Source organism: Rhodanobacter sp. Soil_C_14 (assembly GCF_057657335.1).
In genome coordinates this window covers 332451-358943 of sequence record NZ_JBDGIQ010000002.1, presented here as the reverse complement: position 1 = coordinate 358943, position 26493 = coordinate 332451, and the positions used below count along the sequence as shown (strand labels likewise).

Here is a 26493-nt window from a genome sequence, read left to right as displayed (position 1 = left end):
CCGAGTCCCTGCCAACCCGGTTGACGTGACGCTGGCCCGACGCGGCTGGCGCTTCGCCGCATCGGCATTCCGCCCCACGGAAACGAAGCATGAGCAAGATCCTTCCCACGCCTGCCCATCGCCCGGGCGGCAAGACCGCCGTCGTGGCCGCGCACGCGTTTCGCGAAAGCAGCGCCTTGCTGGCCGAGCTGGAAACCTCGACCGGCGGGCTCGACGCGAGCCGGATCGAGGCGCGCCTGCACCGCGACGGGGCGAACGAGGTGTCGCACGAAAAGCCGCCGCACTGGACGCTGCAGCTGCTGCGCGCTTTCAGGAACCCGTTCATCGTGGTGCTGCTGGTGCTGGCCGGCGTGCAGCTGTTCACCGACGGCGGCGACCTCACCGGGCCGCTGATCATTGCGGTGATGGTCGGCATCAGCGTGCTGCTGAGCTTCACCCAGGAATACCGTTCGACCCGCGCTGCCGAAAGCCTGAAGGCGATGGTGCGCAACACCGCCACGGTGACGCGGCGCGCTTCCGACGGCCACAGCGAGCAGATCGAGGTGCCGGTGGTCGAGCTGGTGGCCGGCGACATCGTCCACCTGGGTGCGGGCGACATGGTGCCCGCTGACCTGCGCCTGCTCGGTGCGAAAGACCTGTTCATCAGCCAGGCGATCCTCACCGGCGAATCGCTGCCGGTGGAGAAGTCCGCTCCCACGCCTGCCCGCGTCGATTCCGACGACGGCGGCAATCCGCTGGACCTGGCCAGCGTCTGCTACATGGGCACCAACGTGGTCAGCGGCACCGCCACCGCCGTGGTGGTGGCCACCGGCATGCAGACCTACCTGGGTTCGCTGGCGCACAGCATGTCGGGCCAGCGCGTGCAGACCAGCTTCGATCGCGGGGTGAGCTCGGTCAGCTGGCTGCTGATCCGCTTCATGCTGGTGATGGTGCCGGTGGTGATCGCGATCAACTGGATCGACAAGGGCAGCTTCCTGCAGGCCTTCCTGTTCGGCCTATCCGTCGCGGTGGGTCTGACTCCGGAGATGCTGCCGCTGATCGTCACGGCGAACCTGTCCAAGGGTGCGCTGGCGATGTCGCGGCGCAAGGTGGTGGTCAAGCGGCTCAACGCGATCCAGAACTTCGGCGCGATGGACGTGCTGTGCACCGACAAGACGGGCACACTGACCCTGGACCGGATCGTGCTGGAGCGCCATCTCGACCTCGACGGCGAGGAGTCGGACGAGGCACTGGAATATGGCTACCTCAACAGTCGTTTCCAGACCGGCCTGAAGAACCTGATGGACAAGGCCGTGCTGGAGCATCGCGACCTGGAGTCGGCGGCCCGGCGCTATCGAGTGATCGACGAAATCCCGTTCGACTTCCAGCGCCGGCGCATGTCGGTGGTGGTCGCCGACGGCGACGGCGAGCACGTGCTGATCTGCAAGGGCGCGGTGGAGGAAATGCTGTCGATCTGCGCGTTCGCGAAAACCGGCGACGTCACCGAGCCGCTGACCGACGAGCGCCGCCGCGAAATCAAGGCGATGACCCACCGCCTCAACGAGGACGGCCTGCGCGTGCTGGTGGTCGCGGTGCGGCGCGAATCCGCGCACGCGCGACCCTACGGCGTGGCCGACGAAAGCGGCCTGGTCGCGGTCGGCTGCCTGGCCTTCCTCGACCCGCCGAAGGATTCGGCCGCCACCGCGATCCGCGCACTCAACCAGCACGGTGTCGAGGTCAAGGTGATCACCGGCGACAACGAGGCGGTAACACGCAAGATCTGCCGCGAGGTCGGACTCGACGTCACCCATTCGGTCGAGGGCCGCGAGATTGAGGCGCTGGATGACCCCGCACTGGACACCCTGGTGGCGCGCGTCACCGTGTTCGCCAAGATGTCGCCGCTGCAGAAGGCGCGCGTGGTGCGCTCGCTGCAGCGGCTCGGTCACACCGTGGGCTTCCTTGGCGACGGCATCAACGACGCACCGGCGCTGCACGACGCCGACGTCGGCATCTCGGTGGACACCGCCACCGACATCGCCAAGGAGTCCGCCGACATCATCCTGCTGGAAAAGAACCTGATGGTGCTGGAGGAGGGCGTGCTGGAAGGCCGCGTCACCTTCGGCAACATCATGAAGTACATCAAGATGACCGCCAGCTCGAACTTCGGCAACGTGTTCAGCGTGCTGGTGGCCAGCGCCTTCCTGCCGTTTCTGCCGATGCTGCCGCTGCAGATCCTGGTGCAGAACCTGCTGTACGACATCTCGCAGCTGTCGATCCCGTTCGACCGCATGGACGAGGAATACCTGAGCCGGCCGCGCAAGTGGGATGCCGGCGACATCGGCCGTTTCATGGTGTGGATCGGCCCGGTCAGCTCGATTTTCGACATCACCACGTTCTGGCTGATGTGGCACGTCTTCGGCGCCAGCACGACGGCCCACCAGTCGCTGTTCCAGTCCGGCTGGTTCATCGAGGGCCTGCTGTCGCAAACCCTGATCGTGCACATGATCCGCACCCGGCGCATCCCGTTCGTGCAAAGCATCGCCGCCGCGCCGGTGCTGGGCCTGACCATCGCGGTCATCGTGATCGGCATGCTGATCCCGTTCAGCGCGCTGGGCGCGAAGATCGGCATGGTGCCGCTGCCACCGATGTACTTCGCCTGGCTGGCGCTGACCCTGGTCAGCTACTGCGTGCTGACCCAGCTGATGAAGCTGATCTACATCCGACGGTATGGCCGCTGGCTCTGACTTCGCTTTGCGCTCTGGCGATCCGGCAAGCGTGCATCCAGCGCGAGGTGTTCTTGTTGCATTCAGAGCAAGAGCTTTCGTCCTCCTGCGAAGGGCGAAAGCTCTGCTTCCAACAACGGGCCGGCCAACAACGAAAGCCCCGATCGCGCCCGCGCGATACCATTACCCCTCTGACAGCACAACCGAGTCCGCCAGCCATGACGCCAACCCGCCTGGAAATCACCCGCCCCGACGACTGGCACCTCCACCTCCGCGACGGCGAAGCGCTGGCCTCGGTGATCGGCCACACCGCCGAACGTTTCGCTCGCGCCATCGTGATGCCGAACCTCAAGCCGCCGGTGACCACGGTGGCTCAGGCCGATGACTACCGCCGCCGCATCCTGGCTAGTCTGCCGAAAGGCTCAAGCTTCCAGCCGCTGATGACGCTGTACCTCACCGAGAACACCCCGGTCGAGGAGATCGCGCGGGCCAGGGCTAGCGACAGCGTGTTTGCGGTGAAGTATTACCCGGCCGGCGCCACCACCAATTCCGATTCCGGTGTGCGCGAGCTGTCGCGGGTTTACCGCGTGATCGAAGCGATGCAGGAACACGATCTGCCGCTGCTGCTGCATGGTGAGGTCACCGATCCGGATATCGACATCTTCGATCGCGAGCGGGTGTTCATCGAGCGTCACCTGTTGCCGCTGCGCGAGCGCTTCCCCGCGCTGCGCATGGTGCTGGAACACATCACCACCCGCGATGCAGCCGAGTTCGTCAGCAACGCGCCGAGCAACGTGGCGGCCACGATCACCGCGCATCACCTGTTGCTCAATCGCAATGCGTTGTTCGAAGGCGGCATCCGCCCACACAATTACTGTGCGCCGATCCTCAAGCGCGAGACGCATCGCGCGGCCCTGCTGCAGGCGGCCACCAGCGGCGATCCGCACTTTTTCCTGGGCACGGACAGCGCGCCGCATCCGCGCGAGGCGAAGGAAACGGGTTGCGGCTGCGCCGGCTTGTACACGGCGCATGCGGCGCTGGAGCTGTATGCCGAGGCGTTCGAGCAGGCGGGCCGGCTGGAGCAGCTCGAAGCGTTCGCCAGTTTCCACGGCCCGGATTTCTATCGCCTGCCGCGCAATACGGATCGGGTCGTGCTCGAACGCACGCCATGGACCGTGCCAGACGAATACCCGCTGGCCGGTTCCACCTGCAAACCGATGCGGGCGGGCGAATCAGTCGCCTGGTCAGTGGTGGAAACGACGCCACGCTGAGTGGATCCTTCCGCCAGCACCGAACCTTACGCGTACTGCGCGATCCCGTTGCCGAACGACCAGTTCTCCTTCGCCACCTCGACCAGGTTGATGAACACGTCTTCCGGGCGCAGGCCCGGGTCGGCGGAAAATTTCTCCGCGATGCTTCGGTACAGCGCCTGCTTCTGCTCCACCGTGCGTCCCTGGTTGCAGGTGATCTGCACGATCACCAGGTCGTCGCTGCGGGCGATGCCGAGGTAGTTCGGGTCGTAGTCGAATTCGTCCGCGTCGTGCTGGTTGACCAGGATGAAGCGGTCGTCTTCCGGCACGTTGAAGGTCTCGCGCATGGCCTGGTAGATGCCATTGCGCAGGGCGGCTAGCTGTGCGGGCGACTTGCCACGACGCAGGGCGATACGGACGAGGGGCATGGGTTCCTCCGTGGAGACGGGCATGGCACGGTCAGGCTGAACGCAGCGAACCTCAGCCTGTGATGTCGTCGGTGATTCAGTAGGCGAACTCGCCGAACACCGGGTCGACGCTGCCGTTCCATGCGCCGTGGAACAGTTCGAGCTTGCGCTCGGCCGGGGTCTGGTTGGCCTGCACGATTTCGATCAGCGGTTCGAGGAAGATGCTTTCGTCGGCACCGTTCTTGTTCAAGCGGGCGCGGCGCTTGAGTCCGTGGGCGGCGATCTTCAGCGCTTCCTCGGCCAGGTCGCGCACCGTGCCGCCGCGGAATGGCAGCTTCAGCGCGTGCTTCGGCACGCCGTCGCGCAGGGCGTGGCGCTCTGCCGGGGAAAAGTCCCTGACCAGGTCCCAGGCGGCGTCCAGCGCTTCCTGGTCGTACAGCAGGCCGACCCAAAACGCGGGCAAGGCGCACAGGCGATTCCACGGACCGCCGTCGGCGCCGCGCATTTCCAGGTACTGCTTCAGGCGCACTTCCGGGAAGGCCGTGGTGAGGTGGTCGGCGAAGTCCTTCATGGTGGCGTGGGTGCCGGGCAGGGCGGCCAGTTCGCCGGCCATGAATTGCTTGAAATCCTGGCCGGCGAGGTCGAGGTACTGGCCGTTCTGCAGGCTGAAGTACATCGGCACGTCGAGGATGTAGTCGACGTAGCGTTCGTAACCGAAACCATCGGCGAAGACGAAATCGAGCATGCCGGTGCGATCCTTGTCGGTATCGGTCCAGATGTGCGAGCGATACGACAGATAGCCGTTTGGACGTCCTTCGGTGAACGGCGAGTCGGCGAACAGCGCGGTGGCGATCGGCTGCAGCGCGAGGCTGGTGCGGAATTTCCTGATCATGTCCGCTTCGGACGAGAAGTCCAGGTTCACCTGCACCGTGCAGGTGCGCGTCATCATGTCCAGGCCCAGCGAGCCGACCTTGGGCATGTATTCGCGCATGATCTTGTAGCGGCCCTTGGGCATCCACGGCATCTCGTCGCGGCGCCACTTGGGCTGGAAGCCCATGCCGAGGAAGCCGAGGCCTAGTTCGTCGGCGACCGAGCGCACGTCCTTCAGATGCGAGTTCACCTCGCAGCAGGTCTGGTGGATCGTCTCCAGCATCGCGCCGGACAGTTCCAGCTGGCCGGCCGGCTCCAGCGTGATCGAGGCGCCGTTGCGCGACAAGGCGACCGGGTTCTCGCCCTCGCGCGCCACGTCCCAGCCGTAACGGGTGGCCAGCGTCTCCAGCAGGACCTTGATGCCGCGATCGCCCTCGAAGGTGGGCGGGCGCAGGTCGTCGGTGCGGAAGCCGAATTTCTCGTGCTCGGTGCCGATGCGCCAGGCTTCGCGCGGCTTCTCGCCCGCCGCAAGGTAATCCGCAAGCTGCTGGCGACCCGCAATCGGGATGCTCTTCACGGCACTGGGTATGGACACGGGCAAGGCCTCGCTGGGGGAGCCGACACTATGGGGGCGACGCATGTCGACGAAAAGGGGTCTCGTGGCATACGGGCCGGACAGCGCATTGGAACATCACGCGGGCGGGTACGCCCTGCGCTGGATCAGCTGCCGCTGGCGCGGCCTCGTCAATGGGCGGAGTCGGGGAACCAGGCGCGAAGTCGCCGTTTCAGCGCCAGCGCCGGGGCTTCCACCGCATGCCACGAGCACCATGCCATCATCAGGGTGACGACGGCGGCCACGGCTGCCGTGGCCGGGTATGAAGGCGTCGCCGGCCACAGGTGCACGCTGAGCTGCTGCACGAAGTAGGCGTACAGATAGGCACCGTAGGACAGGTCGCCGAAGCGGGCTGCGGAGTGCAGGCCCGGCGTGGCTTGGTGTCCGAACCACAGGGTGAACGGCACCAACACGGCCCATTGTGCCAGTCGTGCATGGTGCAGCACGGCGGCGGCCAGCAGGCAGGCTGCCAGGGCCACGGCCACCGGCAGGCGCCATCGGCTGATCTCGACGACGAACTGGCGCGCGCAGACGCCGCCGAAGAAGAACGCCGTGTAGAAGTAGCAGAGGTTGTCGAAGCTGTTGTCACGCGAGTGCCCGGGCAGCGTCTTGGCGCACATCACCGCGACCACGAGCAGCGCGAGCAGGCTGAAGATCCTGCGGCGCAGGCCGATGGCGCCGAGCACGGCGACATAGGCATAGCATTTCGCCTCCAGGGGTATCGTCCACCAGCTGCCATTGACCGCCGACAGGATCGCGTTGGCCGGCGCCGTGGCGAATACCCCTGGCAGCGTGTAGTAGGCGCGCAACTGGGCATTGAAGGTGATGAAGCGGCGGGTCTCGCGACCGAAATAGTCGTGCAGCGGCAAGGTGGTGAGCGCGGCTGCGGCGACCACGATGACCAGCGTGGCGACGATCAGCGCAGGCCAGATGCGCAGGAACCGGCGCATGGCGAAACGCATGATGTGCGGGTCGTGGTACCAGCTCTCGGTGACCAGGTAGCCGCTCATGGTGAAGAACATCGCGACCGCGATCGAGCCGAGCGTCATGCCCTCGGCCAGGGTGGCCTCATGCAGGCCAAGCAGCACGAACTGGTGCGAGGCCAGCACCATCAGCGAGGCGACCAGCCGCAGCCCGTCGAAATTGTTGGCATGTTCGCCGGAGGGCGAAAAACGAGGAAGGTTGATCACGAAGATCCTTTTCGCCGCCATGTCGATGACTCCGCGCATCGCCCGAAGTCATCGCCACGAACAAACAGGGCCGGCATGGCCGGCCCTGTTCTTCAGCGCTTCATGGAATTGAAGAACTCGTCGTTGGACTTGGTGTTCTTCATCTTGTCGAGCATGAATTCCATCGCGCTCAACTCATCCATCGGGTGTAGCAGTTTGCGCAGGATCCAGATCTTGGCCAGCATGTCCGGCTCGATCAGCAGGTCCTCGCGGCGGGTGCCGGAGCGGTTGATGTCGATCGCCGGGTAGACGCGCTTCTCGGAGATGCGGCGGGACAGGTGCACTTCCATATTGCCGGTGCCCTTGAACTCCTCGTAGATCACCTCGTCCATCTTGCTGCCGGTTTCGGTCAGCGCGGTGGCGATGATGGTCAGGCTGCCGCCTTCCTCGACGTTGCGGGCGGCGCCGAAGAAGCGCTTCGGGCGCTGCAGCGCGTTCGCGTCCACACCGCCGGTGAGCACCTTGCCGGAGCTGGGGATCACGGTGTTGTAGGCACGCGCCAGGCGGGTGATCGAGTCGAGCAGGATGATCACGTCCTTCTTGTGCTCGACCAGGCGCTTGGCCCGCTCGATCACCATTTCGGCGACCTGCACGTGGCGCACGGCCGGCTCGTCGAAGGTGGAGCTGATGACCTCGGCGCGCACGGTGCGGGCGATCTCGGTGACTTCCTCCGGACGCTCGTCGATCAGCAGCATGATCAGGTGCGATTCGGGGTGGTTGTACTGGATCGCCTGGGCGATGTTCTGCAGCATCATCGTCTTGCCGGATTTCGGCTGGGAGACGATCAGGCCGCGCTGGCCCTTGCCGATCGGTGCGATCAGGTCGAGGATGCGGCCGGTGATGTCCTCGCTCGATCCGTTGCCGCGCTCCAGCTTGAACGCCTTGCGCGGGAACAGCGGGGTGAGGTTCTCGAACAGCATCTTGTTCTTCGACGCCTCCGGCGGATCGCCGTTGATGTCGTCGACGCGCAGCATGGCGAAGTAGCGTTCGCCTTCCTTCGGGTGGCGCACGCGCCCGGTGATGTAGTCGCCGGTGCGCAGGTTGAAGCGGCGGATCTGGCTGGGCGACACGTAGATGTCGTCGGGGCCGGCCAGGTACGACTCGTCGGCCGAGCGCAGGAAGCCGAAGCCGTCCTGCAGGATTTCCAGCACGCCTTCGGCCCAGATGCCGCCGCCGGAGCGGGCATGCGCCTTGAGCACGTTGAAGATCACGTCCTGCTTGCGGGCGCGGGCGACGCCTTCGTGCACGCCCAGCGACTCGGCGAACTCCAGCAGCTGCGGCGCGCGCATGCGCTTGAGTTCGGTGAGGTTGATCAGGCGGCTGTCGCTGCCCGGATCGGCATTGTCGTCATCCACCGGCAGGCCGTTCGGGTTCGGGCGCGGATGGTTCTGCGGGCGGCCCTGTTGCTGGTTGCTGCGCTCGCCGCGGTCACCGCGTTCGTTGCGCCGGCGGCGGCCACGACCTTCGCGGGCGCCATTGTTCTGGCCACCATTCGGATTCGGGTTGGCGCCGGGCGCCGGCGCCGGGTTCGGTCCGCCCTGGTTCGCGGCCTGGTTCGGGTTCGACGATGGCGCATTCTGCTGGCCGTTCTGCTGGCCGGCGTTGTCGCGCGGTTCCTGCGCTGCGCGCGGCGCGGCAGGCTCGGTCGTGGTCATCGGCAGGCTCGCCTGGGCAGGTGCGGGTGAGGGTGCTGGTGCAGGTGATGGAACAGGCGCCGGAGCAGGCGCTGGCGCTGCGGCCTTTTCGCCGCCGGCAGCCTTCTCGGCGTTCGCCGCGGCAATCGCCGCTGCGCTGCGTCGGGGCGCGCGGGCGCGCGGCTCGGGCTTGCCCTCGACCACGGGCCTGGTGTCGACACTTTTGGCGTCGTTCGGAATTTTGTTATCGGTATCGGACACGGGCAATCCTCGCGGGGCGCCGTTGAATTACAGGAGGGAGGGTGTGCGTCGCGCGGAGGGCGCAAGGGGACAGGACTGTCCCGACGGACGCGAGGAATCTAGCACCCGTCGTGGTTCGGCGTAAAGCCTCGCGAGCCTGCCGGGCTGTGCCGGACAGGCTGCGGATGACGGATCTGCAACGGGTGGCTCAGATGGCCTTGTCGATCATCTGGGTCAGCTGACCCTTGCTGACGGCGCCGATCTGGGTCGCCTCGACCTTGCCGTTCTTGAACACCATCAGGGTCGGGATGCCGCGTACGCCGTAGGTGCGCGGCGTCTGCTGGTTCTGGTCGATGTTGACCTTGACGATGCGCAGCTTGCCTTCGTACTGGCTGGCCAGCTCGTCCAGCATCGGCGCGATGGCCTTGCACGGGCCGCACCATTCCGCCCAGAAGTCCAGCAGCACGGGGGTTTCGGACTTGAGCACCTGCTCTTCGAAGGCGTCGTCGTTCACATGGGTAATCAGGTCGCTCACCGGGGATCTCCGTGGCAGGGGGCCAGAACTGGCAGGCCGAAAACAATGGGGTGGTCGGGGCGGAAAAACAAGGAGTGACGACGGGCGGGGCCGTCATCGGCTACACTCAGGCGCCCACGAAGCGCGGGTTGAGCCGGAAACAGGTCTTGCCGGGGCGGCAGATCTTCATTCCAGCGCAACTCCGGGCACGATTCAAGGGTGGCCTTCCAGGCCGCCTGTCAGACCGCCGGCAAAGACGGCGTCGCAGGGATCTGGATGGCAGAGGTCCAGCGAGCAAGGCAATGCAGATTTGGCCAGGTTTTCCGATCGTTCGAGGCGAACAGCCGCAGCTGTTCAACGAAAGGGAGAGGGAAAGTTGACCAAATCTGCGTAGCCGCAGCCGCTGGCACTCTGCCCAGCAGACTCCTCCGCGTCGCCAGCTTGTTGACCCTGACGATTGAACGCTTCGCTGCGCATCGCGCACCCCGTCCTGCACCGTTTCGCGCCGAGGTTCGGCCGCCGAAACGGGTGCAGCGCATCACGCCGCCGTCAGGCCAAGGTCCCGAATTCCCCATATGTCCCAAACCGTACTCACCGAAACCTTCTTCACCAACTTCGATCTTCATCCGCTGCTGCAGCAAGGCCTGGACGACAGCGGCTTCACCCGCTGCACGCCGATCCAGGAAATGACCCTGCCGCTGGCGCTGGCCGGTCGCGACGTCGCCGGCCAGGCGCAGACCGGCACCGGCAAGACCTGCGCCTTCCTGGTCGCACTGATGAACCGCCTGCTGACCACGCCCGCCGTGGCCGACCGCAAGGACAGCGACCCGCGTGCGCTGATCATCGCGCCCACCCGCGAACTGGCGATCCAGATCGACAAGGATGCGCGCAACATCGGCCAGCACACCGGCCTGAAGACCGCACTGATCTACGGCGGCGTCGACTACGACAAGCAGCGCCAGCAGCTGAAGGACGGTTGCGACATCATCATCGCCACCCCGGGCCGCATGCTCGACTACCACAAGCAGGGCGTGTTCAACCTCAACAGCGTCGAGGTGATGGTGATCGACGAAGCGGACCGCATGTTCGACCTCGGCTTCATCAAGGACGTGCGCTTCATCTTCCGCAAGCTGCCGCCGCGCGAGCAGCGCCAGGTGCTGCTGTTCTCCGCCACCTTGAGCCATCGCGTGCTGGAGCTGGCCTACGAGCACATGCACGAGGCCGAGAAGCTGGTGGTGGAAAGCGACAACGTCACCGCCGACAAGGTGCGCCAGGTCGTCTACTTCCCGGCCAAGGAAGAAAAGATGCCGCTGCTGCTGAACCTGATCGACAGGCACCAGCCCGCCCGCAGCATCATTTTCGTCAACACCAAGGCGGCCGCCGAACGGATCACCGAGCGGGTGAAGCGCCACGGCTGCCGCGTCGGCGCGATCTCCGGCGACGTGCCGCAGCTGAAGCGGCAGAAGCTGCTGCAGCGTTTCCAGGAAGGCCAGCTGGACATCCTGGTCGCCACCGACGTGGCCGCCCGCGGCCTGCACATCCCGGCGGTCAGCCACGTGTTCAACTACGACCTGCCGCACGACGCCGAGGATTACGTGCACCGCATCGGCCGCACCGCCCGGCTCGGTGCCGAGGGTGATGCGATCAGCTTCGCCTGCGACCTGTACGCGATGTCGCTGCCGGATATCGAGACGTATATCGGGCAGAGCATCCCCGTCGCTTCGATGGACCCCGACCTGCTGGTGATGCCGAAGCCGCGCGCGGTCGATGCCGAGTTTGCCGCGAATGCCGCTGCCGACAGCGCCGAGTTCGGCGACGTGGTGCCGCCGCGTCCGGGCGAGAAGCCCCGTCGCGGCAGTGATTCCAGCCGTGGCGGCGAGCGTGGCCGCGGTCCCCGCAGCGGCGGCGCGTCGCGGCCGCCGCGCGAGCGCAAGCCCGCCACCGAGACGGCCGTCGCCAGCGAGCAGCCGGTGGCCGTGGCCGTGCACAGGACCGAGGCGGTCGCCGGTGCCGACGGCAGCGTCACCGCCGAAGGCGCGCGCAAGCCGCGCCGTCGTCGTGGCGGCCGCAATCGTCGCCGTGAAGGTGCGCCGGCCGACGGCGTGGCCACGAACGGCCAGACCGGCGCCGTCGCCGAGGGCAATCGCGCCCCGCGTGGCGAGCGTCGCCCGCCGCGCGAGCGCAACGTCACCCAGCCCACCGAGAGTCCCGCGCACAGCCGGCCCTCGCGCCAGGTGGCGGTGACCTCGGGCAAGGCCGTCGAGCAGGCCCATCCGCAGAAGCCGGGCCTGTTCCGCCGCCTGACGAAATTGTTCACCGGCCGCTGAAGCCCGACCGGGACGGGCCGACGGCCCGCTCCCGATCCGCCGCGTTCTGAATCAACCGCGGCGGATCGGCGTGGCAAGACGTCATCTTGATGCCGGCATCCCTTATCCTTGCGGTTGATACGAAGCAACGCAGGCTCGGGGACGCTCGGTGATCCAATTCGACCAGGTCAGCAAACGCTACGAGGGTGGCCACGAGGCGCTCTCGCAGTTGTCGTTCGAGGTGCCCACGGGCGAGATGGCCTTCGTCACCGGACATTCCGGTGCCGGCAAGAGCACCTTGCTGAAACTGCTGGGGCTGATCGAACGGCCATCGCACGGCACGATCAGCGTGGACGGCAAGAGCCTGGCGAAGATCCGCCACAGCGGCATACCGAAGTGGCGCCGGCACCTGGGCATGGTGTTCCAGGATCATCGCCTGCTGCTCGATCGCAGCGTGTTCGCCAACGTCGAGCTGCCGCTGGTGATCGGCGGCATCGCCCGGCCCGAGCGTGCGCGACGGGTGCGCGCGGCGCTGGAGAAGGTTGGCCTGCTCGCCTACGAACGGCAGCTGCCGGCCACGCTGTCCACCGGCGAGCAGCAGCGCGTCGGCATCGCCCGCGCCATCGTGGCGCGACCCAGCCTGCTGATCGCCGACGAACCCACCGGCAACCTCGATCCGCAACTGGCGGTGGAAATCATGGGCCTGTTCGACGAATTCCAGCAGGTCGGCACCACCGTGCTGATCGCCAGCCACGACCTGCCGCTGATCAAGCGCATGAAGAAGCGGGTGATCGTGCTGGACCATGGCCGGCTGGTCGCGGATCTGGCAGCGCAGGAGGTGTTGTGAGCGAGTCTTCCGAATCCGTGCGGGTGGCGGCGGATGCGCCGCAGCGCAACGGCCACAGCCGCGGCAGCCGTTTCGGCAGCTGGCAGGAACACCATCGCTGGAGTGCCGGCTCCAGCCTGCGCCGACTGGCATCGCGTCCGCTCGGCAGCCTGCTGACGATCGCCGTGATGGGACTGGCGCTGGCCTTGCCGCTGGCGTTCTACCTGCTGCTGGGCAACGTGCAGCAGCTCGGCCAGGCGCTGGGCCAGAGCCAGTCGATCAGCGTGTTCCTGCAGCCGGGGCAGAGTGCCTCGCAGGCACAGCTGCTGGCGAAACAGATCGGCGACCGGCCCGAGCTGGCCGCGGTCAGCGTGAAAACGCCGCAGCAGGGCATGGACGAACTGGCGAAGATGCAGGGTTTCTCCGGCGCGCTGCAGACGCTGGACGACAACCCGCTGCCCTACGTGCTGCAACTGCAGCCGCGCGACGGCACCACGGCGCAGGCGCTGGAACAACTGGTGGTCGATGTGCGCGGCATGCGCGGCGTCGAACTGGTGCAGGACAGCGGAACCTGGCGCCAGCGCCTGGACGCGCTGCTCGGCGTGGGCAATCGCGTGGTGCTGGTGCTGGCCTCGCTGCTGGCCCTGGCCGCCCTGCTGGTGGTGGGCAACACGGTGCGGGTGGACATCGCCAGTCGCAGCGAGGAGATCGGCGTGCTGCTGCTGGTCGGCGCCAGCGGTGCCTTCATCCGGCGGCCGTATCTGTATGCGGGAATCTGGTACGGCCTGTTCAGCGGCGTGCTGGCCGTCTGCGTGGCGGTGCTGATCGAATGGACGCTGGCCGCACCGGTGGCCCAATTGAGCCACGCTTATGACGGCAAGCTGCAGGTCGGCGGCCTGCCGGCGTGGTTGCTGCTGGCGGTGCCGCTGGTTGCCGCGGCGCTGGGCTGGCTTGGCGCGCGCCTGGTCAGTGCCTGGCAATTGCGCAAGGCGGGCTAGGAGCGGTGACGTGAATCGCAGCGCCGGGGGCGGCATTCGGTGCACTATGCGCTTTCAGGCTTGTGCAGGGGATGCGCTTGCAGGTTCTCTGGCCGGGGATGGCCACGGGTCAAGTGGATGAGCCAAGCAATGAGTACGAAGATCAGCAGCCGTCTGCTCACCGACGCACCGCGGGTGCTGGTGGTCGACGGTTCGCGCGTGGTGCGGCAGTTGATCACCCGGGTGCTGCAGGCCGAGCTGCCCGGGGTCGAGGTGGTTGGTTGCGGCAGCGGCGCCGAGGCACAGCAGGTGCTGGGCGAGGGCGTGTTCGATTTCATCACCATCGCGCTGCGGCTGCCCGACATGGACGGACTGGAACTGGCGCGTTTCGTGCGCGAGTCGGCGCCGCAGACCTATGTGCCGATCGTGGTGGTTTCCGGTGACGTCGAGGGACGCCTGCACAGCCGCTCGCTGGGCGAGCACGTCACCGACTATTTCGACAAGTCGCTGGGCTTCCAGGCGCTGGCGGAATTCATCCGCGGCTACGTGAGTCCGGACGCCAGCGCCGAGGGCGTGGTGCTGTACGTCGAGGACAGCCGCGTGGTGGCACTGGCCACCCGTCGCATGCTGGAGAAGGTCGGTCTTACCGTGCGTCACGTGGTCAGCGTGGAAGATGCGCTGGCACTGATGGAAACCTCGCGCGCGCAGGGCGAGGTGGGCGCCGACGTGGTGCTCACCGACGTCAGCCTGAAGGGCGAACTGACCGGCGGCGACCTGCTCGAGCACATCCGCAACGAGTTCGGCTACGGCAAGGGCCGGCTGCCGGTGCTGGTGATGACCGGCGACGAGAACCCGGCCAACCAGGCCGCGCTGATCAAGTCCGGCGCCAACGACCTGGTCGAGAAACCGGTCGAGGAAAAATTGCTGATCACCAAGGTGCTGTTCCAGTTGCGCGTGGCCAGGCACCTGCGCGAGCACACGGCCGAGGCATGAGCGAGGCGGCGAAGGTCCGGCTGGAACCCTCGTGGCTCGCGCGCGTCGGCGACTACCTGCAGCGTCCGGACATGCAGGCGCTGGCGGCCTTCCTGCGCGACGAGATTCATCACGGCAAGCGCATCTATCCGCCCGGGCCGGAGATGTTTTCGGCGTTCGCGCATACGCCGTTCGAGGCGGTGCGGGTGGTGATCCTGGGCCAGGACCCGTACCATGGCCCCGGCCAGGCGCACGGCCTGTGTTTCTCGGTGCGCCCCGGCGTGCGGGTGCCGCCGTCGCTGGACAACATCTTCAAGGAAATCCAGCGCGACCTCGGCATCGCGCGCCCCGATCATGGCTGCCTGACGCCCTGGGCCGACCGCGGCGTGCTGCTGCTCAACAGCGTGCTGACGGTGGAAGAGGGCCGCGCCGGCGCGCACCAGGGCAAAGGCTGGGAAGGTTTCACCGACGCGGCGATCGATGCGCTCAACCGCGAGCGCGAAGGGATCGTGTTCCTGCTGTGGGGCAGCTACGCGCAGCGCAAGGGCCAGCTGATCGACCAGGCTCGCCACTGCGTGCTGAAGTCGGTGCACCCCTCGCCGCTGTCAGCCCATCGGGGCTTCCTTGGTTGCGGCCACTTCTCCGCGGCCAACCGCTATCTGGAAAGCCGCGGTCAGTCGCCGATCGACTGGTCGCTGCCGCCACGGGCTTCGCTTCCCGTCGCTTGAGATGAAGACAGCCAGTGTTGGCGACCCACCAGCACGGCTCGCACATGGGCTTTCGCGCGACCAACGGCATCGGCCAGCGGATGGCCGCGGGCCACGCCCGCCGCGATGCCCGCCGAGAGCATGCAGCCGGTGCCGTGCAGACGGCGGGTGTCTATCCACGGCGCGGCGAAGCGCTGCGTGCCTTCGGCGGTGATCAGCAGGTCGACCGCTTCCGCCAGCGCGGCATGGCCGCCTTTCATCAGCACCGATCGCGATCCGAGCGTGAGCAGGGCGCGGCCTTGTGCCTCCATGTCCGGCTCGCCTTGAGCACACGTCGTGCCGAGCAATGCGGCCGCTTCGGCCAGGTTCGGCGCAAGGCAATCGGCCAGCGGCAGCAGGCGCGAGCGCAGCAGGTGCAGCGCGCCCTCGTCCAGCAGTCGGGTGCCCGAGGTGGCGATGAGCACCGGGTCGATGACCACGAAGGGCGGGCGGCGGCGCTCCAGCTGTCCGGCCACGGCCGCGACGATATCGGCGTTGGCCAGCATGCCCAGCTTCACGGCGCGGATGTCGATCTCGTCGAACACGGCGTCCAGTTGCGCCTGAACCATCGCGGCGGACATCGTCTGTACGGCGCGGATGCCCCTGGTGTTCTGCGCGGTGACCGCAGTCACGGCGGTAGCACCGTCGACGCCGAAGGCGGCGAAGGTCTTCAGATCGGCCTGGATGCCGGCGCCGCCGCAGGAGTCGGAGCCGGCGATGGAGAGCACGCCGGCTGCCGGCGTCACGCCTCTGCGCGTCACGATGGCAGGCCGGCGAGCGTCACCAGCGCCAGCTGACGGTAGCGACGGGATTGCAGCTGTCGGGCGGCACGCCATGCGCGCAAACCGCTCTGGCAGCACAGCACGACACGGCAATCGGTGGGCGAGTGTTCGGCGACGAACGCGGTGATGCGTTCGGGGGTGCAGCGCAAGGCGTTTGCCAGCGGGGAGGTCGGCGCTTCGTCAAGGCTGCGCAGATCGATCACGACGTCGCAGGGCGTGACCTCGTCGACGTCGATGAAGCGCAGCACCTCGCCTTCGGGTTCGCCGGCATGGTGGAAAGCGAAGCCGCCGAACGCCAGCCGGCTGGCGTCGAAACTCGTCAGTCGGCCCAGCGGCGAGGGCTCGATGCGCAGCAGCCACTGCAGCACGAACTGCGCCTGCAGGCTGCCGAGCAGTCCGACCACGCTGCCCAGCACGCCGGCGCTGCTGCAACTGGCGGCGCGTGCGGGCATCTCGGGAAACACCGCGCGGTAACTGGGCGCGCCGGCGCAGAAGCCGCCGACGTAGCCGGCCAGGCCGACCGCCGACGCGCTGATCAGGGGCGTGTGCTGTTGCAGGCAGGCGTCGCTCAGGACGTAGGTGGCGGCGAGACTGTCCGCGGCATCGACGACGATGTCGGCCGCGGCGACCAGCGCCGTCGCGTTGCCTGGCGTCAGCCGCTGCGCCAGCGCTTCCACCGCGATGTCCGGGTTCAGGCGCAGCAGCGCAGCGCGCGCCGCTTCCACCTTGCGTGCGCCGATGTCGGCCATCGTGTACAGCGGTTGCCGGTGCAGGTTGCTCTCTTCGACGCGGTCGGGGTCAACGACGATCAGCCGGCCGATGCCGGCGGCGGCCAGGTAGTGCAACACGGGACAGCCGAGGCCGCCGGCGCCGACCACCAGCACGCGGGCCGCGGCGAGTCGGGCCTGGCCGCTCGGGCCGACTTCGGGCAGGACGATCTGGCGCGCGTAGCGGTCGGTCATGCGCGCGCGCCGGTAGAAGCGATCCATTCCGCGACGCGGATGGCCGGCTCGGGATGCCGGGTCACGTCGCTGACCACGGCGACGCTGTCCGCGCCGGCGTCGAAACAACCGGCGGCGCGCTCCAGCGTGATGCCGCCGATCGCCACCAGCGGCCGCCTGCCGACCCGCCGTTTCCACTCACCGATGCGCGGCAAACCCTGCGGCGCCCACGGCATCGCCTTGAGCGTGGTGGGATAGATCGGGCCCAGCGCGACGTAGTCGGGGGCGAACGCCAGCGCCTGTTCCAGCTCGGCGTGGTCGTGCGTGCTGATGCCGAGGCGCACGCCACGCGCGCGGATCGCCCGCAGGTCCGCCGCGAGCAGATCCTGCTGTCCCAGGTGGATGAAGTCGGCGCCTTCGTCCAGTGCGATCTGCCAGTGATCGTTGACCACCAGTTGCACCTGCCGCGCGCGGCAGGCCGCCAGCGCCGCGCGCACTTCATGACGAACCTGCACCGGCGGCCGTTCCTTGATGCGCAACTGCAGCAGCCGGACGCCGAGCGGGGTGAGTCGGCCGACCCAGTCGGCGCTGTCCACGATCGGGTAGAACGCGGGGAACGCGTTCATGCCAGCCACGCCATGCCTGCCACCGGCGTCGAGGGCACGGCGAGATCGCGCGGCTCCATCGGTTGCGCCTCGAAGCCGGCGCGGCCCGCCTCGATCGCCCGTGCGAACGCCCCGGCCATCGCCACCGGATCGCCGGCCATGGCCACCGCGGTGTTCAGCAGCACGCCGTCGATGCCCAGCTCCATCGCCTGCACCGCGTGCGACGGGCGGCCGATGCCGGCGTCCACGATCAGCGGCACGTCGGGGAAGTGCGCGCGCAGCGCACGCAGGCCGAACGCATTGTTGAGCCCGCGGCCGCTGCCGATCGGCGCGCCCCACGGCATCAGCACGCGGCAGCCGGCCTGCAGCAGGCGCTCGGCCACCACCAGGTCCTCGGTGGTGTAAGGAAACACCTCGAAGCCGTCGGCGGCCAGTTCGGCCGCGGCCTCGACCAGGCCGAACACGTCGGGCTGCAGCGTGTCGGCATCGCCGATCACCTCCAGCTTGATCCAGCCGGTGTGGAAGATCTCGCGCGCCATCCTGGCGGTGGTCACCGCTTCCTTCGCCGAGTGGCAGCCGGCGGTGTTCGGCAGCACGCGCACGCCGAGGTCGCGGATCAGCGACCAGAAGTCCTGGCCGCTGCGCTGCGTGCCGGCTTCGCGCCGCAGCGACACGGTGACCACCTCGGTGCCCGAGGCGCGCACCGCCTCGGCGAGGATCGCCGGCGAGGGGTAACGCGCGCTGCCCAGCAACAGGCGTGAGCCCAGTTCGATGCCGTAGAGATTCATGGCTCAGCCGCCCTGCATCGGTGCGAGGATTTCCAGCGCGTCGCCTTCGGCCAGCGCGGTCGTGTGGCGCTGACTGGCCGCCACGAAGCGGCCGTTCACGGCCGTGGCGACGATGGCCTGGTGGTAATCGAGTTCGTCCAGCGCCTGCGCCAGGGTGGTGGCGCGCACTGCGTTGGCGATGCCGTTCACGGTGATGTGCATGAAGCGGTTTCCGGGAGGGTGGGAAGGATCATCTGCGCGGCCTGCCGGGCGAGCGCCGGCGCCAGCAGGAAGCCGTGGCGGTAAAGCCCGTTGAGGTACACGGTGCGGCCGCGCCTGAGCACGCGGGGCAGGTTGTCGGCGAAGGCCGGGCGCACGCCCACGCCCAGTTCCAGGATCTCGGCCTCGCCGAACGCCGGGTGCAGCGCGTACGCGGCGTTGAGCAGGTCCATCGCCGAACGCACGGTGACCGGGCCGCGGCTGCTGCTTTCCAGCAGCGTGCCGCCGAGCATGAAGACGCCGTCGCCGCGCGGCACCACGTACAACCCAAAGCGCGGATGCAGCAGGCGCACCGGGCGCGAGAGCCGGAGGTTGGGCGAGCGCACGACGATCATTTCGCCGCGTACGCCGCGCAGGCCCTCCAGCGTGTCGCGCGCGGCAAGGCCGCGGCAGTCGAGTACCTGGTCCGCCGCGATGCGTTCGGCGTCCGCGTCGTAGCGGATCGTCACGCCCATCGCGGCCAGTTGCGCGGCCAGCGCGGGCAGCGCGCGGCGTGGATCGAGGTGGGCTTCCTCGGGGAAGAACAAGGCCTGGCGGAAACGCCCGGCCAGTTCCGGTTCCAGCGCGCCGATGCGCTCGGCATCGATCGGTTCGAAGCGCTCGGTACGCCGGCCGAACAGGGCCAGTTCGCCGGCGTCGCGGCTGGCCGCGACGACCAGCGTGCCGTGCTGCACGGTCCCGTCGAAATGGCGCTGCCACCACGCGATGGCGGGCGCGCCCAGCACGGCCACCTGCGGCTCGGCGGTGGCCTGCTCGCACCACGGCGCCAGCATGCCGCCGGCGACCCACGCGCAGGCCTGCGCGTGGTCTGGCGCGCGCTCGATGATCTCCACCCGGGCGCCGCGCTCGGCGAGTTCCATCGCCGCGACCAGGCCGGCGACGCCCGTGCCGAGGATGCCGATGTGCATGGCGGCTACTCCCCGGTCGGCACGTAGAGCGTGGCGCCGTGTTCGATGAACTCGCGCGACTTGCCGTCCAGGCCGGCCTGCAGCGCGGCCTCCTCCATCTCGCGCACTTCGCGGCGCAGGTCCTGGGTGATCTGCATCGAGCAGAACTTCGGTCCGCACATCGAGCAGAAATGCGCGACCTTGTGCGCCTCCTTCGGCAGGGTGGCGTCGTGGTAGGCGCGCGCCGTGTCGGGGTCGAGCGACAGGTTGAACTGGTCCTCCCAGCGGAATTCGAAACGCGCGCGCGACAGCGCGTCGTCGCGGCGCTGTGCCGCCGGATGGCCCTTGGCGAGGTCGGCGGCGTGCGCGGCGATCTTGTAGGTGATGACGCCGGTCTTGACGTCGTCGCGATTTGGCAGGCCGAGGTGTTCCTTCGGCGTGACGTAGCAGAGCATTGCGGTGCCGAACCAGCCGATCATCGCCGCGCCGATGCCCGAGGTGATGTGGTCGTAACCCGGCGCGATGTCGGTGGTCAGCGGGCCGAGCGTGTAGAACGGTGCCTCGGCGCACTGCTCCAGCTGCTTGTCCATGTTGAGCCGGATCTTGTGCATCGGCACGTGGCCGGGCCCTTCGATCATCACCTGGCAGCCGTGTTCCCACGCGATCCGGGTCAGCTCGCCCAGGGTTTCCAGCTCGGCGAACTGGGCCGCGTCGTTGGCGTCGGCGATCGAGCCGGGGCGCAGGCCGTCGCCCAGCGAGAAGGCGACGTCGTAGCGGCGCATGATCTGGCAGATCTCGGCGAAGTGTTCGTACAGGAAACTCTCGCGGTGATGGCTCAGGCACCAGCGCGCCATGATCGAGCCGCCGCGCGAGACGATGCCGGTGACCCGCTGCGCCGTCAGCGGCACGTGCTGCAGGCGCACGCCGGCATGGATGGTGAAGTAGTCCACGCCCTGCTCGGCCTGCTCGATCAGCGTGTCGCGGAAGACCTCCCAGTTCAGCCGGGCCGGATCGCCGCCGACTTTCTCCAGCGCCTGGTAGATCGGCACGGTGCCGATCGGCACCGGCGAGTTGCGGATGATCCACGAGCGGATGTTGTGGATGTTGCGGCCGGTGGAGAGGTCCATGATCGTGTCCGCGCCCCAACGGATCGCCCATACCAGTTTCTCCACTTCCTCGGCGACGCCGGAGGACACCGCCGAGTTGCCGATGTTCGCGTTGACCTTCACCAGGAAGTTGCGCCCGATCACCATCGGCTCCAGCTCGCCATGGTTGATGTTGGCCGGCAGGATCGCGCGCCCCCGCGCGATTTCGCTGCGCACGAACTCGGGCGTGACCAAGGCGGGCAGGGCCGCGCCGAACGCCTCGCCATCGGCCAGCCGGGCGACGTCGTCCTCGTGCATCCGGGTGCGCGCCAGATTCTCGCGCTGGGCCGCGTAGACCATTTCCTCGGTGATGATGCCGGCGCGGGCGAACTCCAGCTGGGTCACCGGCTGGCCCGGCCCGCCCATGCGCAAGGTGCGCTGCGCGGGACACGGCGCCACCAGCCGTTCCGCGCCGACCCCGCCGTTGTCTTCCGGGCGGGCGGCGCGGCCCTCGATGGTCGCGAAGCCGCGCGCCCCGATCCACGCGTCGCGCAGTGGCGGCAGGCCGGCGGCGAGATCGATCCGCGCGTCGTCGTCGGTGTACGGCCCGGACGGATCGTAGACCTGCAGCGTCGGCGTCAGCGGATCCTTCAGCGTGATCTCGCGTATCGGCACGCGCAGCGACGGATGCCCGGGCGGCGTCACGTAGACCTTGCGCGAGCCGCGGATTGGCCCGGTGGTGACGGTCGAGGGTGCGGTGGCAGCGGCGGGATGGTTCATGGATCTCCTCCTTGGATGGAGATCCGGGGCGTGACGCTGCAACGGCGCACGGGCGCGCCGACAGGGGCCGCCCATGGTGATTCCCGTTCCTACGCCGGCATGACCCGGATCAGGTTCAAGGGTCAGCTCGCGCTATCTCAGCCCCTTGCGGGGCACCCCTCGGAATGCGCCGGAGGATGGCGGCGGGGTCGAAGGCTGTCAAGCCGGATCGCACGACCTTCGGCACTCGCGGCGGCGGAGAAGCCGCGTTCTGATGCGAACGCGGGAAGTGCATCGGGCCGATCATGACGCGTCGTGAACGTAACCCCGGCCAAGCTGGGGGCGAAGGGAAGAAGAGGCTGGACAGGGTTGGTAAATATCTGTACCATTCGGTTCATTAAAAGCCCGGAACCAAACGCCGGACTTAGCACTCCAACCACCCGAGTGCTAAACTTTGATGTCATTGAAGGAGGTTCCATCCATGTCTCAAGCCTTGGTGACCGCCAACTTCCCGCTGCCGAGTGTCGTCGGCAGCCTGGATGCGTATATCTCTGCGGTCCATCGGATTCCCGTGCTGAGCTCGGAAGAAGAGCAGGCGCTGTCGCGCGACTACCTCGAAGAGGCCAACCTGGGCGCCGCGAAGAAGCTGGTGATGTCGCACCTGCGTTTCGTGGTCCACGTGGCACGTGGCTACAGTGGCTACGGCCTGCAGCTGGCCGACCTGATCCAGGAAGGCAACATCGGCCTGATGAAGGCGGTCAAGCGTTTCGACCCCGACCAGGGCGTGCGCCTGGTCAGCTTCGCGGTGCACTGGATTCGTGCCGAGATGCACGAGTTCATCCTGAAGAACTGGCGCATCGTGAAGGTCGCCACCACCAAGGCGCAGCGCAAGCTGTTCTTCAACCTGCGCAAGAGCAAGAAGCGTCTGGGCTGGATGAACGCGGCGGAAGTCAGCACGGTGGCGAAGGATCTGGGCGTGCCCGAGGCCACGGTGCGCGAGATGGAGTCGCGCCTGTCCGGCCGCGACATCGGTTTCGAGGCTCCGGCCGACGCCGATGACGACGCCAAGCCGGCGCCGGCGGCGTTCCTGATCGACGACGGCGCCGACCCGTACGAGAACGTGGCCGACGAAGACTACGCCGACAACCAGATGCAGACGCTGACCGATGCGCTGAGCCATCTGGACAAGCGTTCGCGCGACATCATCCAGCGCCGCTGGCTGGATGGCGACAACAAGGCCACGCTGCAGGATCTGGCCGACGAGTACGGCGTCTCCGCCGAGCGCATCCGCCAGGTCGAGGCGAACGCGATGAAGAAGATGCGCGGCTTGTTCGCCACGGCTTGATCCGATTCCCGTAGCGACGCCCGCCTAGGGAGGGGACGGACAGCAAGACGGCCCCGCGAGGGGCCGTTTTCGTGTGGGCGACTGCAGACGGCGCGCCTAGCGCCGTACCGCCGCGGGCTGGCGCAGCGCCATGCCCTTGAGCACGTTCAGTGCCTGGGACAGAGCGTAGTCGCTGGTGGCCAGTTTCCCGTCGGCGGCGCTGCCGTCGTCGTTGATGTCGGTGCCGGCCTGGGCCTTCTCGTTGGCCAGATGGTTGGGCAGGTCGGCCTCCGAGCTGATCAGCACCGGGCCGCTGTCGGCCTTGTTGACGGTGAGGTCGGCCAGCGCGATGTCGGGCTTGATCCCTTCGGCCTGGATCGAGGTGCCGTTCGGCGTGTAGTAACGCGCGGTGGTGATCTTCACGGCGTGGTCGGCGTCCAGCGGCAGCACGGTCTGCACCACGCCCTTGCCGAACGTGCGCTGGCCCATGATCAGGGCGCGATGGTTGTCCTTCAGCGCGCCGGAGACGATTTCGGCGGCCGATGCGGTGCCGTTGTTGGTCAGCACGATCAGCGGGGCGCCATCGAGCTGGTCGCCGGGGTGCGCCTTGAAGCTCATGTTGGCGTCCTGCAGGCGGCCGCGGGTGGTGACGATGACGCCGGCGTCGAGGAAGTCGTCGCTGACGCCGACCGCGGCAGTGAGCAGGCCACCCGGGTTGTTGCGCAGGTCGAGCACCGCGCCCCTGGGCGCGCCGTTCTTCCTGATCAGTTCGGCCAGCTTGTGCTCGAGATCGCTGGTGGTGTCTTCCTGGAACTGGCTGATCCGCACATAGGCGTAGCCGGGTTCCAGTTCGCGCACCTTGATGCTGCTCACCGAGATGTTCTCGCGCACCAGCTGCAGGTCGACCAGCTTGTCGCTGTTCGGATGCACGACAGTCAGCTCGATCTTGCTGCCCGGCTTGCCGCGCAGCTGGCGGAACATGTCGTCCACGTTCTGCGCATCGATCAGCGTGCCGTTGATCTTGACGATGTTGTCGCCGGGCTTGATCCCCGCGCGCGCGGCCGGCGTGTCGTCGATCGGCGAGACGATGCGCAGGCCGCCGTCGACCTGCAGCACCTCGATGCCCAGGCCGCTGTATTCGCCGGTGGTGTCCTCGTTGAGCTGGGTCAGGCCGTCCTTGTCCAGGTATTCGCTGTGCGGATCGAGCCCGGCCAGCATGCCGGTGATCGCGGCCTTCATCAGGGTCTTGTCGTCGACCTTCTCGACGTACGCCTGGCGCACCACCTCATAGACGCGACTGAAGTTGCGGATGTCATCGAGGTCCACCGCGCTCGGCGCACTGGTGGCCGTGCTGCTGGTGGCGGGCAGGTCGACCGGAGCGGCGACGCTGGCGCTGCCGGCGGGCGTGTCCTTGGCGTGGCTGGCCGGCAGCGCCAACGCAAGCGGAGTGGCCAGCAGCAGGGCGAGCGGGATACGGGAGGTTGGACGCATGAAGGGTGACTCCGCACAACGGACAGGCAACGCGCTCGCACGCGGTGAAAAGGGGCGCAACCACTGGGACAACCAAACCCCGGCGGAATTCAGCGCAGGCGTGCCTAGCCTGCGTCGGGGTCGCGCCGGCGTCAACGGCGCTGGCTCAGCCAGCTGCGCGGGTCGACCGGCTTGCCGTTCTTGCGCAACTCGAAATACACGCCGGTGTTGATGCCGGTGGGCGGGCTGGCGGTGCCGATCACCTGGCCGGCCTCGACCTGGTCGCCGACGTCGCGCAGCAGGCTTTCGTTGTTGCCGTACATGCTCATCCAGCCATTGCCGTGGTTGACGATCAGCAACATGCCGTAGCCGCGCAGGAAGCCCGCGTAGATCACCTTGCCGCGCGCCACCGCATGGATGTCGCTGCCGCCGCCGGCCTTGATCAGCACGCCGTTGCCGTAGCTGTTGACCACGCCGCTGGCCGGCCATGGCAGGTTGCCGCGGATGTTGGCAGCGGCGCCGCCCACCTCGATCGGCGGTGGCGGCTTGCGCCCGGGGTGCTTGCGCACCGCTTCCGCGCGTTCGGCGGCGGCGCGCCGGGCGGCCTCGTCGATCGCCTTCTGCAACTTGTCGAGCAGGTTGTTCAGCGATTGCGCGTTCTGCTTCAGGGCGGTCAGCTTCTGCGCCTGGTCCTTGTACTGGGCGTCGGCGGCGGCGGCCAGCTTCTGCTGGGCGGCGCGCTGCTGGCCGAGCTCGGCGGCCTGCTGTTCGCGCTTCGCCTTGACCGCCTGCAACGCCTGCTGCTCGGCGGTGATCGAGCTTTCCAGCTGTTGCAGGGTGGCCAGGTCGCCCATCAGCTTCTGCACCCGCTGCACGCGGTCCTGCTGGAAATACTTCGAGTACACCAGCGCCCGCGCGATGCGCGCCACGTCCTCGTCGCCCAGCAGCAGGCGCAGGTCCGAGCCATGGCCCAGCGCATAGGTGGCGCGCAGCAGATCGGCGATCGCGGCCCGCTGGCTGTGCAGGTTCTGGTTCAGCACGCCGCGTTGCTGCTGCAGCTGTTCGAGCTGGGCCTGCTTGGCGGCCAGTTCGGCATCCGTCTGGCGCACCATCCGCGCCGCCTTGGCCAGCGCATTGGCCTGCCTGGCCAGTTCCGCATTGACGCTGTCACGGCGGGCGGCGGTGTCGGCCTGCTGCTGCGCCAGCGCCTTCATCTTCTGCTGCAGTTCGGCCAGCTTCTTCTTCGCTGCGGCCTGTTCGGTGCTGCTGCCCTGGGTCGGGTGGGCGATCGCCGCGGAGTGGAGCACACCCCAAGCCAGCAGGGCGCCAAGCAGGCGGGGGGCGAATGAACGGGCGACGCGAGGGCGTATGGGCATGGCCCGATTATCGCCGAGCTGGCGGCCCATGGGCGAACCGGCGACAAGTCGCTGGAGATCGCCGCCCCGCATGGCGTAAATTCGGATGATGTGCCTGATCGCTTTCGCCTGGAAAAGCCACCCGCGCTGGCGCCTGCTGCTGGCCGGCAACCGCGACGAATTCCATGCGCGCCCGAGCCTCGCGCTGGCGCACTGGGACGACCTGCCGATCATCGGTGGCCGCGACCGCGAGGCCGGCGGCACCTGGTTGGGGGTGAACGAAGACGGACGCTGCGGCGTGGTGACCAATGTCCGTGATCCGGCGGACCCGCAGCGGGGTGCTTCGCGGGGGCTGCTGATCACCGACTATCTTGCCGGCAAGGTCGATGCGCCACGCCACGCGCAGCATCTGCTGACTGCCGGCGCGCAGTACCGGCCGTTCAACCTGCTGACGTTCGACCCGCATGCCGCGTTCTACCTGGGCAATCGTCCCGAGCCACGCATGCAGCCGGTGACGCCGGGCGTGCACGGCCTGTCCAACGCCGACTTCAACACGCCGTGGCCGAAGACACGCGCACTGATGCGGCGAGTGCAGGCGTGGATCGACAACGGCGACGAAGCGGATTTCGGTGACCTGTTCGAGGCGCTGGCCGACGAGCGGCAGGCACCGGACGAGCAATTGCCGGATACCGGGGTGGGGCTGGAACGCGAACGCTGGCTGTCGTCGGCCTTCATCCGCGGCGAACACTACGGCACCCGCGCCAGCACGCTGGTGGCGATCGGTCATGACGGGAAGGGCGTGATCGTCGAGCGGCGGTTCGGCCCGCTGGGAAGCTTCGAGGGCGAGACGACGCTGCACTTCGCCAGCCCGTCGCCGGGCTGAACCCAGGCCAGAAGCCCCGCGCCTACGTGCGCCATCGGCATCCTCGACTGCCGGCATGGCCGCGGGCCGG

At 67.9% G+C, this 26493-nt stretch carries 23 protein-coding genes and 1 riboswitch; of the genes, 9 read left to right on the top strand and 14 right to left on the bottom strand.

Annotated elements, in window-relative coordinates:
• The first annotated feature begins 89 nt into the window (after positions 1 to 89).
• The gene (gene mgtA, locus AC3A56_RS07220) at positions 90 to 2723 is read left to right on the top strand and encodes a magnesium-translocating P-type ATPase (protein WP_487769832.1); all 2634 of its coding nucleotides are present in this window, start codon (positions 90 to 92) and stop codon (positions 2721 to 2723) included.
• 197 nt (positions 2724 to 2920) lie between these two features.
• Entirely contained in the window at positions 2921 to 3973 is a 1053-nt protein-coding gene (pyrC, locus tag AC3A56_RS07215; RefSeq protein ID WP_487769831.1) for a dihydroorotase, read from the top strand.
• 26 nt (positions 3974 to 3999) lie between these two features.
• On the opposite strand, the gene AC3A56_RS07210 is transcribed toward pyrC, so the two are convergent.
• The 5 genes from AC3A56_RS07210 to trxA form a co-directional block, all read right to left on the bottom strand.
• A complete protein-coding gene (locus AC3A56_RS07210; protein ID WP_056717122.1) occupies positions 4000 to 4380 on the bottom strand; it encodes a tautomerase family protein in 381 nt (126 codons plus the stop codon).
• 76 nt (positions 4381 to 4456) lie between these two features.
• Entirely contained in the window at positions 4457 to 5824 is a 1368-nt protein-coding gene (locus AC3A56_RS07205; protein WP_487769830.1) for a glutamate--cysteine ligase, read from the bottom strand.
• A 149-nt stretch (positions 5825 to 5973) separates the two neighbouring features.
• Complete coding sequence (locus AC3A56_RS07200) at positions 5974 to 7053, bottom strand: acyltransferase family protein (protein ID WP_487769829.1); 1080 nt, start codon at positions 7051 to 7053, stop codon at positions 5974 to 5976.
• A gap of 71 nt (positions 7054 to 7124) precedes the next feature.
• Complete coding sequence (rho, locus tag AC3A56_RS07195) at positions 7125 to 8966, bottom strand: transcription termination factor Rho (RefSeq protein ID WP_487769828.1); 1842 nt, start codon at positions 8964 to 8966, stop codon at positions 7125 to 7127.
• Between the two features lie 187 nt (positions 8967 to 9153).
• Positions 9154 to 9480, bottom strand: coding sequence for a thioredoxin TrxA (gene trxA, locus AC3A56_RS07190; protein ID WP_007808139.1), 327 nt, complete (start codon positions 9478 to 9480; stop codon positions 9154 to 9156).
• Positions 9481 to 10034: 554 nt separating this feature from the next.
• Between trxA and rhlB the strand changes: the two genes are divergently transcribed.
• The 5 genes from rhlB (at position 10035) to ung (ending at position 15268) form a co-directional block, all read left to right on the top strand.
• On the top strand, positions 10035 to 11786 hold the full coding sequence (rhlB, locus tag AC3A56_RS07185; RefSeq protein ID WP_056717118.1) for an ATP-dependent RNA helicase RhlB: 1752 nt from the start codon (positions 10035 to 10037) through the stop codon (positions 11784 to 11786).
• Positions 11787 to 11934: 148 nt separating this feature from the next.
• Positions 11935 to 12612: a cell division ATP-binding protein FtsE gene (ftsE, locus tag AC3A56_RS07180; protein ID WP_056717117.1), complete on the top strand. Its 678-nt coding sequence runs from the start codon at positions 11935 to 11937 to the stop codon at positions 12610 to 12612.
• Between the two features lie 23 nt (positions 12613 to 12635).
• The gene (gene ftsX / locus AC3A56_RS07175; protein WP_487770032.1) at positions 12636 to 13589 is read left to right on the top strand and encodes a permease-like cell division protein FtsX; all 954 of its coding nucleotides are present in this window, start codon (positions 12636 to 12638) and stop codon (positions 13587 to 13589) included.
• Between the two features lie 129 nt (positions 13590 to 13718).
• The gene (locus AC3A56_RS07170; protein WP_056717115.1) at positions 13719 to 14561 is read left to right on the top strand and encodes a response regulator; all 843 of its coding nucleotides are present in this window, start codon (positions 13719 to 13721) and stop codon (positions 14559 to 14561) included.
• The gene (ung, locus tag AC3A56_RS07165; protein ID WP_487769827.1) at positions 14558 to 15268 is read left to right on the top strand and encodes a uracil-DNA glycosylase; all 711 of its coding nucleotides are present in this window, start codon (positions 14558 to 14560) and stop codon (positions 15266 to 15268) included. Before AC3A56_RS07170 ends, ung begins: the two co-directional genes overlap by 4 nt.
• On the opposite strand, the gene thiD is transcribed toward ung, so the two are convergent.
• Genes thiD through thiC form a run of 7 tightly spaced genes read right to left on the bottom strand, consistent with a single transcriptional unit; the run spans position 15214 to position 21412 of the window.
• The gene (gene thiD / locus AC3A56_RS07160; RefSeq protein ID WP_487770031.1) at positions 15214 to 16014 is read right to left on the bottom strand and encodes a bifunctional hydroxymethylpyrimidine kinase/phosphomethylpyrimidine kinase; all 801 of its coding nucleotides are present in this window, start codon (positions 16012 to 16014) and stop codon (positions 15214 to 15216) included. The two genes, ung and thiD, sit on opposite strands and share 55 nt — an antisense overlap.
• Before the next feature lie 29 nt (positions 16015 to 16043).
• Positions 16044 to 17030, bottom strand: a complete 987-nt coding sequence (locus AC3A56_RS07155; RefSeq protein ID WP_487769826.1) for a ThiF family adenylyltransferase — start codon at positions 17028 to 17030, stop codon at positions 16044 to 16046.
• On the bottom strand, positions 17027 to 17635 hold the full coding sequence (locus AC3A56_RS07150; RefSeq protein ID WP_487769825.1) for a thiamine phosphate synthase: 609 nt from the start codon (positions 17633 to 17635) through the stop codon (positions 17027 to 17029). Before AC3A56_RS07150 ends, AC3A56_RS07155 begins: the two co-directional genes overlap by 4 nt.
• The gene (locus AC3A56_RS07145; RefSeq protein WP_487769824.1) at positions 17632 to 18402 is read right to left on the bottom strand and encodes a thiazole synthase; all 771 of its coding nucleotides are present in this window, start codon (positions 18400 to 18402) and stop codon (positions 17632 to 17634) included. Before AC3A56_RS07145 ends, AC3A56_RS07150 begins: the two co-directional genes overlap by 4 nt.
• 3 nt (positions 18403 to 18405) lie before the next feature.
• The gene (gene thiS / locus AC3A56_RS07140) at positions 18406 to 18603 is read right to left on the bottom strand and encodes a sulfur carrier protein ThiS (protein WP_487769823.1); all 198 of its coding nucleotides are present in this window, start codon (positions 18601 to 18603) and stop codon (positions 18406 to 18408) included.
• Positions 18588 to 19568 (bottom strand): FAD-dependent oxidoreductase, encoded by a 981-nt coding sequence (locus tag AC3A56_RS07135; protein ID WP_487769822.1) that lies wholly within the window; start codon positions 19566 to 19568, stop codon positions 18588 to 18590. The genes thiS and AC3A56_RS07135 overlap by 16 nt, the downstream gene beginning before the upstream one ends.
• Positions 19569 to 19573: 5 nt before the next feature.
• Entirely contained in the window at positions 19574 to 21412 is a 1839-nt protein-coding gene (thiC, locus tag AC3A56_RS07130) for a phosphomethylpyrimidine synthase ThiC (RefSeq protein ID WP_487769821.1), read from the bottom strand.
• Between the two features lie 69 nt (positions 21413 to 21481).
• Positions 21482 to 21582: riboswitch (TPP riboswitch) on the bottom strand.
• Positions 21583 to 21872: 290 nt separating this feature from the next.
• On the opposite strand from thiC, the gene rpoH reads away from it, so the two are divergent.
• Positions 21873 to 22736, top strand: coding sequence for an RNA polymerase sigma factor RpoH (gene rpoH, locus AC3A56_RS07125; protein WP_487769820.1), 864 nt, complete (start codon positions 21873 to 21875; stop codon positions 22734 to 22736).
• Between the two features lie 96 nt (positions 22737 to 22832).
• On the opposite strand, the gene AC3A56_RS07120 is transcribed toward rpoH, so the two are convergent.
• Together AC3A56_RS07120 and AC3A56_RS07115 are read right to left on the bottom strand one after the other, a co-directional pair.
• A complete protein-coding gene (locus AC3A56_RS07120; protein WP_487769819.1) occupies positions 22833 to 24206 on the bottom strand; it encodes a S41 family peptidase in 1374 nt (457 codons plus the stop codon).
• A 131-nt stretch (positions 24207 to 24337) separates the two neighbouring features.
• Positions 24338 to 25561 (bottom strand): murein hydrolase activator EnvC family protein, encoded by a 1224-nt coding sequence (locus AC3A56_RS07115; protein WP_487769818.1) that lies wholly within the window; start codon positions 25559 to 25561, stop codon positions 24338 to 24340.
• 88 nt (positions 25562 to 25649) lie between these two features.
• Between AC3A56_RS07115 and AC3A56_RS07110 the strand changes: the two genes are divergently transcribed.
• On the top strand, positions 25650 to 26423 hold the full coding sequence (locus tag AC3A56_RS07110; protein ID WP_487770030.1) for an NRDE family protein: 774 nt from the start codon (positions 25650 to 25652) through the stop codon (positions 26421 to 26423).
• The last annotated feature ends 70 nt before the right edge of the window (positions 26424 to 26493 follow it).

What these genes read in the sequence shown, in the direction of transcription:
- mgtA (WP_487769832.1), top strand. Translation starts at nt 90, where the DNA reads ATGAGCAAGATCCTTCCCACGCCTGCCCATCGCCCGGGCGGCAAGACC.
- pyrC (WP_487769831.1), top strand. Translation starts at nt 2,921, where the DNA reads ATGACGCCAACCCGCCTGGAAATCACCCGCCCCGACGACTGGCACCTC.
- AC3A56_RS07210 (WP_056717122.1), bottom strand. Translation starts at nt 4,380, where the DNA reads ATGCCCCTCGTCCGTATCGCCCTGCGTCGTGGCAAGTCGCCCGCACAG.
- AC3A56_RS07200 (WP_487769829.1), bottom strand. Translation starts at nt 7,053, where the DNA reads ATGGCGGCGAAAAGGATCTTCGTGATCAACCTTCCTCGTTTTTCGCCC.
- rhlB (WP_056717118.1), top strand. Translation starts at nt 10,035, where the DNA reads ATGTCCCAAACCGTACTCACCGAAACCTTCTTCACCAACTTCGATCTT.
- AC3A56_RS07170 (WP_056717115.1), top strand. Translation starts at nt 13,719, where the DNA reads ATGAGTACGAAGATCAGCAGCCGTCTGCTCACCGACGCACCGCGGGTG.
- ung (WP_487769827.1), top strand. Translation starts at nt 14,558, where the DNA reads ATGAGCGAGGCGGCGAAGGTCCGGCTGGAACCCTCGTGGCTCGCGCGC.
- AC3A56_RS07155 (WP_487769826.1), bottom strand. Translation starts at nt 17,030, where the DNA reads ATGACCGACCGCTACGCGCGCCAGATCGTCCTGCCCGAAGTCGGCCCG.
- AC3A56_RS07150 (WP_487769825.1), bottom strand. Translation starts at nt 17,635, where the DNA reads ATGAACGCGTTCCCCGCGTTCTACCCGATCGTGGACAGCGCCGACTGG.
- AC3A56_RS07145 (WP_487769824.1), bottom strand. Translation starts at nt 18,402, where the DNA reads ATGAATCTCTACGGCATCGAACTGGGCTCACGCCTGTTGCTGGGCAGC.
- thiS (WP_487769823.1), bottom strand. Translation starts at nt 18,603, where the DNA reads ATGCACATCACCGTGAACGGCATCGCCAACGCAGTGCGCGCCACCACC.
- AC3A56_RS07135 (WP_487769822.1), bottom strand. Translation starts at nt 19,568, where the DNA reads ATGCACATCGGCATCCTCGGCACGGGCGTCGCCGGCCTGGTCGCGGCG.
- thiC (WP_487769821.1), bottom strand. Translation starts at nt 21,412, where the DNA reads ATGAACCATCCCGCCGCTGCCACCGCACCCTCGACCGTCACCACCGGG.
- rpoH (WP_487769820.1), top strand. Translation starts at nt 21,873, where the DNA reads ATGTCTCAAGCCTTGGTGACCGCCAACTTCCCGCTGCCGAGTGTCGTC.
- AC3A56_RS07120 (WP_487769819.1), bottom strand. Translation starts at nt 24,206, where the DNA reads ATGCGTCCAACCTCCCGTATCCCGCTCGCCCTGCTGCTGGCCACTCCG.
- AC3A56_RS07115 (WP_487769818.1), bottom strand. Translation starts at nt 25,561, where the DNA reads ATGCCCATACGCCCTCGCGTCGCCCGTTCATTCGCCCCCCGCCTGCTT.
- AC3A56_RS07110 (WP_487770030.1), top strand. Translation starts at nt 25,650, where the DNA reads ATGTGCCTGATCGCTTTCGCCTGGAAAAGCCACCCGCGCTGGCGCCTG.